The organism is Alteromonas lipotrueae (assembly GCF_019249215.1).
Taxonomy (GTDB): domain Bacteria; phylum Pseudomonadota; class Gammaproteobacteria; order Enterobacterales; family Alteromonadaceae; genus Alteromonas; species Alteromonas lipotrueae.
Map to the genome: position 1 here is coordinate 261,867 of NZ_JAESDI010000001.1, position 15,831 is coordinate 277,697.

Consider the following 15,831-nt stretch of genomic DNA (forward strand, 5'->3'; position numbering starts at 1 on the left):
TGTCAGATTATTGACCGACCGAACTGACTATTTTTATCTGCTTATCGTCGGGTACTTCCTGATAGGAAAGTACATGTAAACCCGCGACCGAATACTTTAAGAAGCGAGATAGTACGGGGCGCAACATACCGGAAGTGAGAAGTACCGCAGGCTCACCTTCTAATTCTTGTTGCTGACTAGCTTGCTGCAATGATTTTTGCAGCTTATCGGCCAGTCCTGGTTCTATACCAGCGCCATCTTCGCCACCTGCTTGTAATGACTGGTGCAACATCTGTTCCAACTCTGGCGCCAAGGTTATGACGGGTATCTCTTTCGCCCCTTGGGTAATTTCTTGGGTGATTAGACGTTTAAGCGCAATTCGTACCGCAGACACCAGTACATCTGGGTCTTGGCTACGTGGGCCGTATTCGCTCAGGGTTTGTACAATGGTACGCATGTCACGAATAGGCACCCCTTCAAATAGCAAGGTTTGCAGCACTTTAACGATAGTGCTCAACGGCAGAATATCAGGGACTAACCCTTCAACTAATTTAGGATGCTGCTTGGCTAGCATATCTAGTAGCTGTTGAGCTTCTTCATGTCCAAGTAGTTGGTAGGCGTTGTTTGTCAGCAATTGACTTAAGTGAGTAGCAACCACAGTAGCAGCATCAACCACGGTATAACCCAGTGTTTGCGCATGCTCACGCTTATTCGGTTTGATCCATACCGCATCTAAGCCAAAGGCAGGGTCTTTGGTAGCACGACCTTCCAGTTTGCCAAATACTTGACCCGGATTAATCGCAAGCTCTTCATCGTGGCTTATTTGCGCATCGCCAATGGTTACACCCAACATCGCAATGGTGTACAGGTTAGGCTCTAAATCTAGATTGTCACGAATGTGTACCGGTGGAATAAGAAAGCCTAGCTCTTGAGATAACTTCTTACGAACCCCTTTAATACGAGTGAGCAGTTCTCCGCCCTGAGACTTATCTACTAAGGGGATTAGTCGGTACCCGACTTCTAAGCCGATGGTGTCGACATGCTGCACATCATCCCACCCAAGCTCTTTTATTTCAGGCGCAACAGTGTCATCTTTCACTATGTTTGCTGGGGTTTTAGGCTTTTCTGCCTCGCGTTTAGCCGCAACCCCCTGCCAGTAGGCGTAACCGGCTATAAGCACTGAAAAACCAATAAAGGCTAAATGAGGCATGCCGGGAATAATACCCATAACGAATAACACACCAGAGGCAATATAAAGGGCTTGGCTATTACCCAATTGACTACGAATTTCTTTGCCCATTTCTTGGGTTTCGTTTTCTCGGGTAACAATAATAGCGGTAGCCACAGACAGTAACAGTGAGGGTATTTGCGCCACCAAACCGTCACCAATGGTTAAAATGGTGTAAACCTCGATGGCATTTCCAAAACTTAACCCGTGTTGAATCATGCCAATAAAAAGGCCACCCACAATATTGATAAGCATGATAAAGAGGCCGGCAACAGCGTCACCTTTCACAAATTTTGACGCACCGTCCATCGAGCCATAGAAATCTGCTTCGGCGGTTATTTCTTCTCGGCGAGCACGCGCCTGATCTTGGTCGATATAACCCGCATTCAAATCGGCATCAATAGCCATTTGCTTACCTGGCATAGCGTCAAGAGTAAAGCGAGCACTTACTTCTGAAATTCGACCTGCACCCGCGGTCACTACTTTAAAGTTGATAATGAGCAAGATAGCAAAGACCACCACCCCCACCGCATAGTTGCCTCCAATTACCACAGCACCAAATGCTTCGATAACCTTACCTGCAGCATCCCCGCCTTCATGTCCATATAGCAGGACGACACGCGTGGAGGCAACGTTTAACGCCAACCGCAGTACGGTAGCAATCAACAACACAAGGGGAAAAATACCGAAATCAACCGGTTTTTGGGTTAATACCGCGACCAAAATAATGACTAAAGACAGCGCAATATTGAAGCTGAACAATACGTCGAGTAAAAATGGCGGCATGGGAAGAATAACCATGCCCATAATGGCAAGAAGAACAATGGGAGCGCCTAAGCCACTGGTAATGTTCTGCAGCTGACTTTTATCGAATCGCTGTAGGTAACCGGATAACTGCATTGCAGGGAGTCTCTCTATCGGAAAATTGACGCTAAACGCTATCTTTCAATGACTATTACAACTACCGTGCCAGATTTATACAAAACCGATTAAACGTAAGTGGGGGCCGCAATTCGCAGAACTACAGTTAAGAGTGGCTCGCTATAAGCTTCGATTTAAGCGTTAATTTAAGCTGATAGCAGCGCCTTAGCGGCGCAGTTCTGGTGGTATGGGTAAATCACGTTTAAGCGGCTTGGGTCGTTTTCCTTTACCCGCTCTGTGTGCTTTTAACTGATAAACGTGCGCTAACACTTGCGCTACCGCCATAAACAAGGCGTTAGGTACTTCACCATCAATTTCAGTAGAGTAGTACACTGCGCGGGCTAGCATTGGTGATGGAATAAGTGGCACATCGTTGGCGGTGGCTATTTTACGAATATGCATCGCCAATTCATCGGTACCTTTTGCCACAACCACTGGGGCGCGATTGCCGCTGTCATCATACTTTATGGCGACAGAATAATGGGTAGGGTTGGTCACAACTACATCGGCCTGAGGAACTTCTTGCATCATGCGCTTGGTGGCAGCTTGATACTGTAAGCGACGAATTCGCCCTTTTACCAAAGGATCACCTTCAGAGTTTTTACGCTCGTCTTTCACCTCTTGTTTAGTCATCTTTATTTCTTTGTTGTGCTTATACATTTGATAAGGCACATCAATAAGTGCAATAGGTATCATGCCGCAAACCAACATAATAAAGGCCCACTTCAGCATATCTAACGCGTGAAAAATATTGCCTGGGTACAGCTCTAAATCAAGGTGTAGCGCTTCATCTTCAAAAAACAGCAGTGCGCCTAACGCCATCCCAACGATAACAACCACTTTGGCGATGGATTTAATTAACTCAACCAAACCATTCATGCCAAACATACGCTTAAACCCACTAAGCGGGCTCATTTTAGACCCTTTGAACTTGGCACCTTCCCACGTAAAGTTGTAGCCGCCTAATGCGATAGAACCGTATATTCCGGCTAGCATGGCCACCGTCATATAAACCAATACAGGTACGCTGACCGTAGAAATGGCTTCGCCCCATGCGCCAAACATATGGGTGGTATCGTAGGTTTCATCTCGCGACAAAACGAACATACGTTGCGTCAGCTTGAATACCGACTCTGCAATCCAGCCCCCAACGAACAAAAACATAAAGGCACTGACCACCAGCACTAAAGTTGTCGATAGTTCTCGGGATCGGGCTATCTGCCCTTTTTTTCGAGTGTCTTCGAGTTTTTTCCCCGTGGGGTCTTCTGTTTTTTCGCTAGAATCGGAATCAGCCATGTATCACCTGACTTATTTTCATGGGCAAATCCTAAGAAGTTGACACATAAACTGCTCTGCCCGCAGCCACTGCGTTTCAAAATGCGCGGTAAAGTTATCTAGGGTTATCCAGATGATGAGCAAGCCCATCACCTGTGCAATAGAAAAACCAATACTAAAAATATTAAGTTGAGGTGCCGCTTTGGTCATTACACCAAACGCTAAATTCACAATAAGGAGTGAAACAATGGGCGCCAATGATAGCGTAATCGCGGAGATAAACATCCACCCGCCCCAGTGGGCAATTTCCCTAAACTGCTCCCCTGTCCACCATGCTTCTCCTATCGGGAACGCATGAAAGCTCAACACAATCATGTGGATCATAGATAGATGCCCGTCTAACGTCCAAAAAAGCAAGGTAGCTAGAATTAAGTAAAACTGCCCTACGGCCGGGACGTTAATACCATTGACTGGGTCTACAATTGAGGCGAAACCTAAGCCCGTTTGCATAGCAATAATTTGCCCAGCCAGTACAAAAGTATTTAACACCATCATGGAAATAAACCCGATAGCTACGCCAATTAATAGCTGTTGAATACCTAGAATAAAGGTGCCTAAATTGACTAAATCATCAACGGGGGCTGGTGGCACTACCGGCATAATAATCAGCGTAAGCAGAATGCCTAGCAGAGCACGAACTTGTGGGGGAATAGATTGTGCGCTTAGGCCAATCATTGCCACAAATAAGCCACTAATACGCATAAAAGGCAGCATTAAATCAGCAAGAAACTGATTGATGGTAGCCAGTTCAACGACCATATTAACCAATAACCTGAGGTATCATTTCTACCATGTGGAAAGTGAAGTCCATTAACTTTTGTACTAACCAGTTACCACCCCAGCTAAGCGCTAGTAGGGTAACAAGTAAGCGCGGCAAGAAACTCATGGTCTGTTCGTTAATTGAGGTTGCCGCCTGAAACACGGCAACCACTAACCCTACAATGAGGCTTGGAACAATTACCGCAGACACCAGAACGATGACCATAAACATGGCTTCACGGAGTATTTCAACAAAGACTTCTGGTGACATAAGCCCTCCTACACACCCATACCGAAACTGGTAGCTAGTGTGCCAAATATGAGATTCCAGCCATCGACTAACACAAACAACATGAGTTTAAATGGCAAAGAAACAATCATGGGTGAAAGCATCATCATACCCATTGCCATCAATATTGAGGCCACAACAAGGTCGATAATAAGAAACGGGATAAACAGCATAAATCCGATTTGGAACGCGGTTTTTAGCTCGCTGGTCACAAAGGCAGGAATAAGGATAGTTAGCGGTACTTCGTCTGTATCTGCATATTTCCCCTCATCACCAGCAATACGCACAAAGGTTTCTAAATCTTTCACTCGGGTTTGCGACAACATAAACGCACGCATGGGCCCTTTAGCTTGCTCTATAGCATCCATGCTTGTCATTTGCTCAGACAAATACGGCTGTAATGCCCGCTCATTAATTTCTTCAAACACCGGCGCCATAATAAACATAGAAAGAAACAAACTCACTCCTACCAAAATTTGGTTTGAAGGAGATTGCTGCAAACCAATGGCTTGTCGCAGAATTGATAACACCACTATGATACGGGTAAAAGACGTCATCATCATAATAAACGCGGGAATAAGACTGAGCGCTGTCATGATAAACAGCGCTTGTAACGTCATGGTGTAATCTTGCGAACCGTCATCGTTAGTCACGACGGTAACAGCTGAAATGCCTTGCTGTGCCAGTGCAGGCTCAGCAATCGCCAAAGAAGCTAACACTACAAAAAATGCGGTCCAAAACTTACGCATCGTTTTTATCTTCCTTTATTGAAGGGTTCAGCTTACCTGCCATGGCGGCAACCAGCTTTTGTTTAAATGCGTCACCGCTGCCCTGCTGCCCATTTGCCACTGGCGTTTCTAAGTGCTTTTCAAGTTTACTTAAATGGGAAATATTATGACTGGTCACGCCCACTAGGTGTTGTTCGTCGCCCACCTGAATAACCATTATTTTTTCTTTCGTGCCTGCCACCATACTGGCGACCACCTTCATTTGCCCACCACCCATGGTACCGACATTAAATCGACGCATAAGGTAAGCGAGCGCAAAAATAATTCCAACCACTAAAAGAAGTGATAGAAAAATTGACACTACAGAGGTGGGATTAGTGATTGATTGGGTAGATTGCGCATTCACTACTTGCGTAAATATAAGGGGCAGCATTGCGCAACCCCTTGCTATGTAAGAAGATTTATCGAAGCTTCTTGATTCTCTCGATTTGACTAATAACATCCGTTAACCGAATACCGAATTTATCGTTGACCACTACTACTTCACCATGAGCAATCAACGTGCCATTTACCAATACATCTAATGGCTCACCAGCAACTCGGTCCAGCTCCACCACAGATCCCTGGTTCAACTGTAGCAGATTTCGGATACTTATTTGACTACGCCCTACTTCCATCGAGATAGTGACTGGAATATCCAAAATGGTATCCAGCTTCTTTTTCTCTTCTTGGGTTATGGGTGTGTCGTCGGTTAATTCGTCGAGTTCTGCAACCTGAACATCATCATTTTCCTGATCGTCAGCTTCAGAATCGGCTTGCTCCGCCATGGCGGCAGCCCAATCGTCCATACCGTCTTCACTCATGGGATATTCCCCTCACCTTACAGGTCTTCTTCGAGTACTTGCAGCTCGGCATCATTATCTATAATGCGCCCGCCGCGGGTTAATAATTGTAACTCAGACTTCACAGAAGTCGGTCTTGCAATCTTTTCTACTATCTTCAGGGCTAAGTTATCTCGTGAACGACCTAGCTTAGCTCTGAACGTAGGTAAATCTTCAATTAGCACAGTAATGGTTTCTGGCATTTCCACAGGAATAATTTCACCTGGTTTAAATTCCATTACTTGGCGTAATGACACATCCACATCAAGCATGTGGGTTGTCAGTGCCACTTTTACGTCCATGATTTCATCGCGAAGTGCTTTACTCCAGCGCAAATCGGTATCTTCTTTATCGCTTTGCACACCCGCATCTAGCAATTCGCGGATAGGCTCTAGCATTGAGTATGGAAGTGACACGTGGAAATCGCCACCACCACCGTCAAGCTCTATGTGAAATGAGCTGATCACGACCACTTCAGTGGGGCTCACAATGTTCGCCATCGCCGGGTTTACTTCTGAGTCTAAATACTCAAAAGACACATCCATTACTGGCGCCCACGCTTCTTTGTAATCTTCAAAAATAATCTTAAGCAGCATTTGAATAATACGCCGCTCAGTTGGCGTAAATTCGCGCCCTTCAATTTTTGCATGATAGCGGCCATCACCACCAAAGAAGTTATCTACCAGAATGAAAACCAAGCGGGCTTCCATGGTAATAAGACCGGTACCTTTAAGCGGGCGAAATCGCACCATATTCAAGCTGGTGGGTACAAACAACGTATGAATGTATTCACCAAATTTAATCATTTGAATACCGTTAATTGACACTTCCGCAGAACGGCGCATCATATTGAACAAACTCACTCGCATGTGACGAGCAAAGCGTTCATTAACGATTTCAAGCGTAGGCATACGCCCACGAACAATCCTATCCTGTGAGGAGAAGTCGTACTCTAGCGTAGAAGCATCGGAGTCGGCTTCGCCAACCTCGTCTTCTTCTACATCGTCTACCCCGTGTAGGAGGGCATCGATTTCATCTTGAGATAATAAATCACTCACAGTTATCTACCTGTTATTGCATCACAAAACCAGTGAAGAGCACACGCTCAACCACATCACTTCCCGCGATGTCTTTAAGCACTTTTTGTACTTCAGTCACCGCTTGTTCACGCAGTTCAATTTTTCCTGCTTCAGTCACCAAATCATCGGCATTTGATGTACTAAAGACTTGCAGCAAAGTGCCTTCAATCAACGGTATGTGGGTTTTAGCCAACTCTTCATTGTCTGAGCCTCGCACTAGAAGCTGCACTTTAATTTGCACTAAACGGTCTCGACCTGAGCCCGGAACGTTAAAAACGAAAGGGCGTGGCATGGCGACATATAAGGCGGTACCTACTTCAGCACTTCCCCCTGGGGCCGCTGCTTCAGTGGCCACCTGCTCGTCGGTTTCGGCAAGTTGCTCTGCAGCTACAGGCTCTTCACCACCAGCAAATAAAAGAAAATAGGCTGCTGCACCACCGCCAACTAACACTACGGCGATAATAATAATCAGCATCATTTTGCCTTTCTTTTTACCACCTTCTTCAATCTGTAACTCTTCTTCAGCCATGTCTAATCCGTCAATATCCCACGAGGAACTCGTATTATCAGGCTTACGACGAAAATGGCAACGTAAGCCTGCATAAATTTGCAGTTCTTATAGCAGATAGCGCAATTGTACATCAACCCTACTTAAGTCTTTGCCTTCGCTATCAACCTACTAAGCGTAATAGTCTATACCGCCTTTCGCTTCCCTTGTGACAGACTGCTCTATCACCGTGGAACCCTCGTCGAACTCACCGTCGATATCTTGGCTAGGTACACCGTTACCTGCAAGTTGCTGGCCACTTCCATCACCATTTTGTGACGAGTTATCTTTACGTACTTCTGATTCACCTAAATTGATGCCTTGCTCTGCTAGCATATCTTTTAGCCTAGGCATGGCATCGGCTAGTGCATCTTTAGCGTGCTGCGACTGCACAATGAAGCTCACACTGGCTGCATCGCCAGATACATTCACTCGTACCTGCATACTGCCCAGTTCAGGTGGGTCGAGCCTAATTTCTGCCATACTGTTTCGCGCATTCACCATCCAGCGAATTTTCTCATGCAATTGTTGCTGACCTTCGGGCTTTAAAATATTGACGGGTTTGTCAGCGCCATCAAATTGAAGCTGGGTCTTGGTTGACTCCGCACGAACTTGATTACTTTCATTCATGAGAGAGTCAATGCTAACGAGTTCACTTTGCAGTACTTGATGAGCGCTTTGTTGGGTACCGTTTACCAATTGCATAAACTGCCCTGCTAGTACGTCAGTTTGCCCCGCTACATTCTGCATTTGCGTTTGTGTTAACCCCGCTTCAGAAGCCGCATCGGCCACAAGTGCCGAAAGATCTATCCCAGGCTCCCGTCCTTGAGCGACTTGTTGCTGAAACTCATTAATACCAGCAATCAAGTTAGACTTAACCGCTTGTTGTTGGGCTGCGGTTGTCGCAGTAGGTAAAGATGCCGCTACGCGCTCGGCAAATGCTTCAGCCGCCTTTTGTGCACTTTCTGGTGACATCATCGCAATTGACTGCAATAAAGACTCACCTTGGCTATCGGTAAGTATATCGCTAGCTTCTGTGGAGACTGTATCGACAGGGTTGCTATTCGTTTGCGTTGTTGCAGTAGATTGGCTTGAAACACCGTTAGCTAGCGCTGCATTTAGTGCTTCTTTGGTGTCAGTTTGCGCAGTAATTTGCTCTTGAAGAAGACTTAATACTAACGCCTCATCGGCACTCAAGGCTTGTTCATTTGCTTCTTGTTCGGCTAATAGATCTTGCTCTGAAATTTGCGTCTGAGCATCAGAACTTTCGTCTTCATTTTCGCTAGCATCACCCAAAAACTGCGCAAGCAGGTTAGCTAAGGGGTCGACTTTTTCAGACTGCCCCGTATCGACTTCGCTCGGTGCAGTGTTTTCATTTGCTTTAGCCAATAAGGCCGCAGTGAGTGCTTTTATTGCTTCTAAGGTTTCACTACTAAGCCCTTCGCCTGCATCTTGACCAAGTTCATCACCGGCTTGATTCTCTAGCAAGTTCATTAAATAAGCGGTTATTTCTGTTGCAGAGCTTGTATCAACATCCTCCGGAAGATTCTTCGAGGTTAATGCACCGGTTACTACTGCATCGCTTTCGTTACTACCGTTATTAGACGCCAACGCACTTAATACATCCTCGCCCGCCAATTCATCACCCGCTAGCAAAGCTTGTGCTAATTGCTTCGCGGCTAATTCGGCATCCTCTATCTCGCCTGCGTCTAATAAATCATCAGTAATTGCGGTAGCCTCTGCATCTGAAGTAACGGTGTCATCGCCAGACGCGCCCATCATGGATGTGACATACTCAATCCAATCTGTGGGGCTTTCGCTATCCCCGTTTCCAATACTTGTTAACTCTTCTGGTGGTAAATCAATATGGCCGCCAAAGAAGTCTTTTTTGTTGTCGCCGCCATTTTGGCTGTCCTCTTTGCCTGTACCTTTATCATCAATAAGGAGTGAGCCATCTTTCTTTGCGTCAGTGTCGATTCGACGTGACTGTGCATCGGCAATGATTAATTCATCCGTGCCTTCGTCAGGTGATGTTAACTCGCCTTCTTGGGCTTTTTTGTCTGTTTGATCACCATTTCGTGCTTGTGTTTCATCATCTTTCACCGGAGGTAAATCAACATTCCCCCTCTCTGGGTCGGGAGAATGTCTATCAGCGGATTTCTTATCAATAGCAGGGTTTGTACTGTTGTTCACCGATGCGCTGGTGTGTCGCGTGGAATGACTTTTGTTCTGGGCCTCGAGAGACTTTGTACTCGATTCTTTTGCTTGGATATAAGCCGCTTCAAACGCTTTATTATTCTGCGATGAATCTTCTGAACCCATACCTGCTTCTACGGCTTTTGCCGTTGATGAGGCCGAAAAAGGCAACGCGGCAATGTCTGTTTTTTGTGCGGCAACTTGTTGCATCATATTTTTACCGTCCTGCTAAGACTTTGAAAGTCAGAACCATGAAAACCCAGATTGAATCGTTTTATCTCTACACCCCCTGTGTCCGTGGGCTGCAGGCCGATACTTAGCTAATAAAAGTTCCCGTATCGGTATTCAAGTTAGGCGTATAAACACGTTAATTAGTAGTGAGTTTGCAAAGAGTGTTCCATTGTGGAGGTTAACCGACGAGATATTTAAAAAATCGAAAGGATTGAACGACTTGGGGTAAGTAGCAAATTGGATAAACTGCCTAGAAGAATGTTTTTCCGCTTCTAAAAAATTTCTGTGTGGCAAATTCGTCCATCATGGCTTGCTCTGCCCTCGCTTCTTTTGCCACTTTAGCTAAATGGCGTTTATTAAGAAGCAATTCTACCGCTTTCACTTTTTGCTGCTGCTTTAGCCAAAGTTGCTTGCGTTGATCGGCTGCCATATTAGCCTGTGCTATCACATTCATTTGCTGCTCGCAGGCTTTATCTAATTTGCCTACAAACGATAAATGCTGTTGATAATGGGTAGCAGTAACACCCGCTTTTCCCGTTTGCTGAATGCCTTTTAAGTAATCAATTCTATATTGCTCAAGGCTTGTCAGCTTTTGTTTCTGCTGCATCACATTTTGCTGCGCTTGTTGGAACATTTGCGCAATGCGCTGCTCTCTTTCTCGTTCAAACTCAGCCAGACGCTCTAGTTGTTTAGACATAATTGATTACCCTTGCCCTAAGCCTTTCGCTAATGCAGCCATGCCTTCAAGGCACTCATCATAAGGCAACACATTTTTCATTCCTTGTTGCAAGAACGCATTGATTGCAGGCTCTGCACGAATGGCTAAATCGATGCGAGGATCTGAACCTTTTGCATAGGCACCAATAGAAATGAGGTCTTGGTTTTGTTTATAGTTCGAATAAACTTGTCTTACTCTGCGTGCCATTTGTTGATGTTCATCGCTGACCACCATAGGCATTACACGGCTAATAGATGCTTCAATATCGATGGCGGGGTAATGACCGCTATCAGCGAGCGTTCGCGATAACACAACGTGACCATCTAAAATCGCCCTTGCGGCATCGGCGATTGGATCTTGTAAATCGTCACCTTCGGTAAGTACTGTATAAAATGCGGTAATAGACCCTTGTTTCTCGCTACCGTTACCAGCCCTTTCTACCAATGCGGGTAACCTGGCAAATACCGAAGGCGGATAGCCTTTTGTTGCGGGTGGTTCACCTACTGCTAATGCAATTTCACGTTGGGCCATGGCATAACGAGTAAGAGAGTCGATAAGCAGTAATACTTTTAAACCTTGATCGCGAAAGTATTCAGCAATGGTAACTGCCGTTTCGCAGCCCTTTAAGCGCATTAACGGTGAAGTATCAGCAGGCGCTGCTACCACTACCGCACGGGCACGCTCTTCTTCGGTTAAGATATCGTGGATAAATTCTTTTACTTCTCGACCCCGTTCTCCCACCAAGCCAACCACAACCACATCGGCTTCGCAGCCCCGGGTCATCATACCGAGTAAAACACTTTTCCCCACGCCACTGCCTGCAAAGAGCCCCATACGTTGGCCTACCCCAACGGTATTCAGTGCATTAATGGCGCGAACACCCACATCCATAGGTTGGGTAATAGCGCGGCGAATTAAGGGGTTAATAGGAGGCCGCGTAGTAGGTACGCGGGTTTCAGTTTGAATTTCGCCAAGCCCGTCTAAAGGGTTACCGTTTCCATCAACCACACGACCCAACAGCCCCATGCCAACAGCAAGACCACTTTGGCGGTTTAGTGGCATTACCCGACTTCCTGGTACGATGCCCCGTACTGCTTCGGTAGGCATAAGATAGGTGATATCGGCACCAAACCCCACCACTTCAGCTTCAATTTCGCCTTCAATGGTTTGCACAAGACACTGGCTACCTACGGGTAATTGGCACCCAACAGCTTCAAGTGTAAGGCCTATGCCTCTGACCAGTTTGCCTGCGGCCACAATAGGCGGCGATGACACTTGTTTCTGCAAACTATCAAAATGTGCATGCCAAGGGCTACTCATCTGATAAACCCTGATTCACCATGAACTTATCGATTACGTCGCGACAGCGGCGTTCTATGGAAACATCTACGGCGTTTTGTTCAGTCGCAATGTCACAGCCACCGCGCTCCATGGTAGGCGCTTCAATGAATTGCCACTCTTTCTCTTTCAACGTTGCTTCCGAATAATGTTCAGTTACTAGCGCTATATCATCAGGATGCATATGAATTTGATACCGTGTTTGATTTACCGGCAGGGCTTTCATTCCTTCGCTAAGGGCTTGTAAAATCACTTGATGATTCGACGTGATTTCGGTTTTAGTCACCGATTTAGCAAGGGTAACTGCAAGCTTTACTAGCTGGTCGCGGGTTTCGTCGTTGGCTTGTGATAATGGTGTATGAAGCTTTTCGATAAGTTGCTGCCAAACTTCAACTTGCGCAGAAATTAAGCCCTTACCTTCTTCTAACCCTTGTTCAAGACCCTCAGCGTGTCCAGACTCACGTCCTTCACTAAGCCCCAACTCTAGGCCTTCGGCTTTTCCTTCTTCGAAACCTTGCGCCTTGCCTTGTCCGTAGCCTTCATCATGAGCAGCTTGTCTAATCGCTTCAATTTCTTGTGCAGTAGGCGGAAGAATTTCAGCTTCTTCCTCTTCTGGAGGCTCGTATTTCCAATCTGAACGGAAATTTAACGCATTGGTTTTGTCTTTATCTTGTGGCTTTTCGGGCTGTTCAACTAAGGGCAAATCCCAAGGTTTTGCATCATTTAATTCGTCGTCGCTGAAGCCTTTATTTGATGACATCAATCTACCCAGGTAACGTTTATGAGGCCTTTGGAAAATTAACGCAAAGGCCTATTTTAACCACAATGGCGAATAAATAATGAAGGGTTATAAGAACTCTTCACCGCCTCCACCGCCCAGCATAATTTCACCTGAATCGGACAGTCTTCTGGCAACAGAGAGAATTTCTTTCTGTGCGGTTTCAACTTCAGATATACGTACAGGCCCCAGGGCTTCAAGGTCGTCGTTAAGCATTTCTGCCGCACGCTTCGACATGTTTTTCATAATCTTGTTCTTAAGCTCTTCATCGGCGCCTTTAATTGACTTAAGCAGTGCATCTTGTTGCACTTCACGCAAGATAGCTTGAATGCCTTTGTCGTCTACATCGACTAAATTGTCGAAGACAAACATAAGATCTTGAATTTGCTGGCTCATCTCTTCATCTTGTTCACGGATGGCATCCATCAACTGACCTTCAATAGCGGTATCAAGGTAGTTCATGATATTTGCAGCAGATTTCAGGCCGCCCATTTTAGCCGCTTGCGTACCCGCTTGACCGGCGAACTGTTTCTCCATGATTTCGTTAAGCTCTTGCAGTGCAGCAGGCTGAACTTCTTCAAGGTTAGCAATACGCATTAACAAGTCTAGGCGCACTTTTTCTGGGAACTGCGCCAATATTTCGGCACTCTGCTCTGGCTCTAAGTACGACAATACAATGGTTTGAATCTGAGGGTGCTCGTTTCGAATGATACTGGCCACCTGCTTCGAGTCCATCCACTTCAATGAATCTAGGCCTTTCGCCCCACTTCCCATCAGAATTTGGTCAATTAAGTTAGCCGCTTTATCTTCACCTAATGCAGCGGTGAGCGCTCGCTTAACAAAGTCTTGGCTCTGGAAGCCAATGGTACTGTAGTTTTGAATCTCTTCAATAAAGTGTTTATGCACAGACGTAATTTTTGTCTGTGTCATATCATCCACTTTTGCCATCTCAGAGCCCAGCTTTTGAACTTGCTTTGGCTCAAGATGTTTTAATATTTGTGCAGCGTCTTCTTCAGACAAACTCAGAAGCAAAATAGCGGCTTTTTCAACCCCTTCTAGCTTACTGACGTCATAGGACGCTTCTTCAGTAGTGGCAAGTTCTTCAGCCATAATACGCTCTCACTTACTCATCTTGCATCAGCCAGCCCTTAACAACTTGGGCTGACAATTCAGGTTCGTTCGCAACCAGTGCACGAACCGCTTTTAATACGTCTTCATCTTTATGTAAATCTGGCAACATTAGTGAGCCATCTGCCGCAAAGCCTACCTGACCTTCATCGAAGTCAGTAGACAGCATATTAATGGTTTCGTCACCAAGATCTAGGCCTTCGTCTGCATCAAAGTCATCAGCTTCTTTCGACTCGTCAGGGTTAATCAAGCGACGTAGCATGGGTCTTATCACAAAGATGATAAGCACAATAATAACTAAACCACCAATGACTAACTTAAGTATAGGCAAAAATGCCGGCTGTTCCCATATTGGCGCTTCTTCAATAACACCATCATCCATGCGGGTGAAAGGAACACTGACCACTTCTAACGAGTCGCCACGAGTCACATCAAATCCAACACCGCCTTGTAGTAAACGGCGGATGTTTAATAACGCTTCTTGATTGCGAGGCTCTGCCGACGTAGTACCATCTTCACCAGCAACTTGAAGATAGTCTACCGCCACCGATACGCTTAACCTGCGGATTACGCCGCTTTGTTTTTTGGTATGGCTAATGGTGGTGTCTAGTTCGTAGTTACGAGTAGATACTTTCGATGTACTTCCTGGCAAAGTAGCTTGTGCGCCTGCTTCTGGATTTTCAGGAATATTCGAGTCTAACGGCGGTTGGTTAGTTAGCGCGCCGGGAATACCCATGGCACCACCACCCACACTATTTTGTTCATTGATCATTTCGCTGCGAACAGCTGGCAAATCGGGGTTATAGCTACGCTGAGTTTGCTCTAGTGCAGTAAAGTCCATACTCACATCCGCTTGCGCGGTGTAGTTACCAATTCCCAAAACAGGAATAAGAATAGCGTCAATTTTTTCTAGGTATTCTTGTTCGCGCTGTCTTTCAATTTCATATTCTTTTCGTGCTCGAGCACTTAGCGAGTCTTGTGAACCCGAATTTAGTAATCGGCCATTGCTATCGGTCACCGTTACCGCAGATGGCTCCATGTTTTGTACCGCTGACGCCACAATATCGATAACTGAGTCAACTTCCTCTCCCGCAATCACTTTGCCGCGCTTAGCGGTAAGTACTACCGTAGCCGAGGCTTTTTTCTCTCGGCGAGCAAATACGTTCTCTTTTGGCATAGCCAACAAAACGCGTGCTTTTTGTATACTTGAGATATCTTCAATAGTGGCGGCTATTTGTTGTTCACGGGCATGTTTCAAGCGTTCCATCTCTACCCGCTGACTTACTCCGAATCCCATGTCCTGCATGATAATATCGGTACCAGCATCAGAAGAGCCGGTTAAGCCCTGACGTGTCATACCCAAGCGTATAGTTTGAAATTCGTCACTTCGAACGTATACCGTGTTTCCCTCTAAACGATATTCAATTTGATTGGCGTCCATATAATCCAAGGTTTCAATAAGCTCTTGGGTTTCCATTTTTGCTAACGGACGAAAATCAGGCTCTTGCGCCCAAATTAATATAAAGACTGCAATCGCGACACAAATAACAAGCACTACCACTAGCGCCATCTGGCGCATCATGTCAGCACTGCCTAAGGTATCCATGAATCCTGATTTATTCTCAGGCTCGTTATCGTTCCCCATGGAAGGGTCGTTAACGGTTAAATTTGTGCCTGTTGCTTCAGCCATGACTTA

General features: G+C 45.8%; 15 protein-coding genes. All 15 read right to left on the reverse strand.

Annotated features, from left to right (window positions below; translation table 11 throughout):
• Positions 1-7: 7 nt before the first annotated feature.
• The 15 genes from flhA to fliF all read right to left on the reverse strand — a co-directional run bounded on the left by flhA (position 8) and on the right by fliF (position 15,825).
• A complete protein-coding gene (gene flhA / locus JKP82_RS01145) occupies positions 8-2,107 on the reverse strand; it encodes a flagellar biosynthesis protein FlhA (RefSeq protein WP_013785092.1) in 2,100 nt (699 codons plus the stop codon).
• Positions 2,108-2,293: 186 nt separating this feature from the next.
• Positions 2,294-3,424, reverse strand: a complete 1,131-nt coding sequence (gene flhB / locus JKP82_RS01150; RefSeq protein ID WP_218395506.1) for a flagellar biosynthesis protein FlhB — start codon at positions 3,422-3,424, stop codon at positions 2,294-2,296.
• 18 nt (positions 3,425-3,442) lie between these two features.
• Positions 3,443-4,222 (reverse strand): flagellar biosynthetic protein FliR, encoded by a 780-nt coding sequence (gene fliR / locus JKP82_RS01155; protein ID WP_218395508.1) that lies wholly within the window; start codon positions 4,220-4,222, stop codon positions 3,443-3,445.
• Between the two features lies 1 nt (position 4,223).
• Entirely contained in the window at positions 4,224-4,493 is a 270-nt protein-coding gene (gene fliQ / locus JKP82_RS01160) for a flagellar biosynthesis protein FliQ (protein ID WP_218395510.1), read from the reverse strand.
• An 8-nt stretch (positions 4,494-4,501) separates the two neighbouring features.
• The gene (fliP, locus tag JKP82_RS01165) at positions 4,502-5,260 is read right to left on the reverse strand and encodes a flagellar type III secretion system pore protein FliP (RefSeq protein WP_159529379.1); all 759 of its coding nucleotides are present in this window, start codon (positions 5,258-5,260) and stop codon (positions 4,502-4,504) included.
• Positions 5,253-5,672: a flagellar biosynthetic protein FliO gene (gene fliO / locus JKP82_RS01170; RefSeq protein ID WP_062087066.1), complete on the reverse strand. Its 420-nt coding sequence runs from the start codon at positions 5,670-5,672 to the stop codon at positions 5,253-5,255. Before fliO ends, fliP begins: the two co-directional genes overlap by 8 nt.
• A gap of 28 nt (positions 5,673-5,700) precedes the next feature.
• Positions 5,701-6,102: a flagellar motor switch protein FliN gene (gene fliN, locus JKP82_RS01175; protein ID WP_013785098.1), complete on the reverse strand. Its 402-nt coding sequence runs from the start codon at positions 6,100-6,102 to the stop codon at positions 5,701-5,703.
• 17 nt (positions 6,103-6,119) lie between these two features.
• Positions 6,120-7,178 (reverse strand): flagellar motor switch protein FliM, encoded by a 1,059-nt coding sequence (gene fliM, locus JKP82_RS01180; RefSeq protein ID WP_159529377.1) that lies wholly within the window; start codon positions 7,176-7,178, stop codon positions 6,120-6,122.
• 13 nt (positions 7,179-7,191) lie between these two features.
• Complete coding sequence (gene fliL / locus JKP82_RS01185; RefSeq protein WP_159534395.1) at positions 7,192-7,728, reverse strand: flagellar basal body-associated protein FliL; 537 nt, start codon at positions 7,726-7,728, stop codon at positions 7,192-7,194.
• 150 nt (positions 7,729-7,878) lie between these two features.
• A complete protein-coding gene (locus tag JKP82_RS01190) occupies positions 7,879-10,155 on the reverse strand; it encodes a flagellar hook-length control protein FliK (RefSeq protein WP_159529375.1) in 2,277 nt (758 codons plus the stop codon).
• A 268-nt stretch (positions 10,156-10,423) separates the two neighbouring features.
• The gene (fliJ, locus tag JKP82_RS01195) at positions 10,424-10,870 is read right to left on the reverse strand and encodes a flagellar export protein FliJ (RefSeq protein ID WP_013785102.1); all 447 of its coding nucleotides are present in this window, start codon (positions 10,868-10,870) and stop codon (positions 10,424-10,426) included.
• A 6-nt stretch (positions 10,871-10,876) separates the two neighbouring features.
• Positions 10,877-12,211 (reverse strand): flagellar protein export ATPase FliI, encoded by a 1,335-nt coding sequence (gene fliI, locus JKP82_RS01200; RefSeq protein WP_159529373.1) that lies wholly within the window; start codon positions 12,209-12,211, stop codon positions 10,877-10,879.
• Complete coding sequence (gene fliH / locus JKP82_RS01205) at positions 12,204-12,989, reverse strand: flagellar assembly protein FliH (RefSeq protein WP_218395512.1); 786 nt, start codon at positions 12,987-12,989, stop codon at positions 12,204-12,206. Before fliH ends, fliI begins: the two co-directional genes overlap by 8 nt.
• An 87-nt stretch (positions 12,990-13,076) precedes the next feature.
• Positions 13,077-14,117 carry a flagellar motor switch protein FliG gene (fliG, locus tag JKP82_RS01210; protein ID WP_013785105.1) on the reverse strand — a complete coding sequence of 347 codons (1,041 nt, stop codon included), beginning with the start codon at positions 14,115-14,117 and terminating at the stop codon, positions 13,077-13,079.
• Positions 14,118-14,130: 13 nt separating this feature from the next.
• Positions 14,131-15,825 (reverse strand): flagellar basal-body MS-ring/collar protein FliF, encoded by a 1,695-nt coding sequence (fliF, locus tag JKP82_RS01215; protein WP_159529369.1) that lies wholly within the window; start codon positions 15,823-15,825, stop codon positions 14,131-14,133.
• Positions 15,826-15,831: the final 6 nt, after the last annotated feature.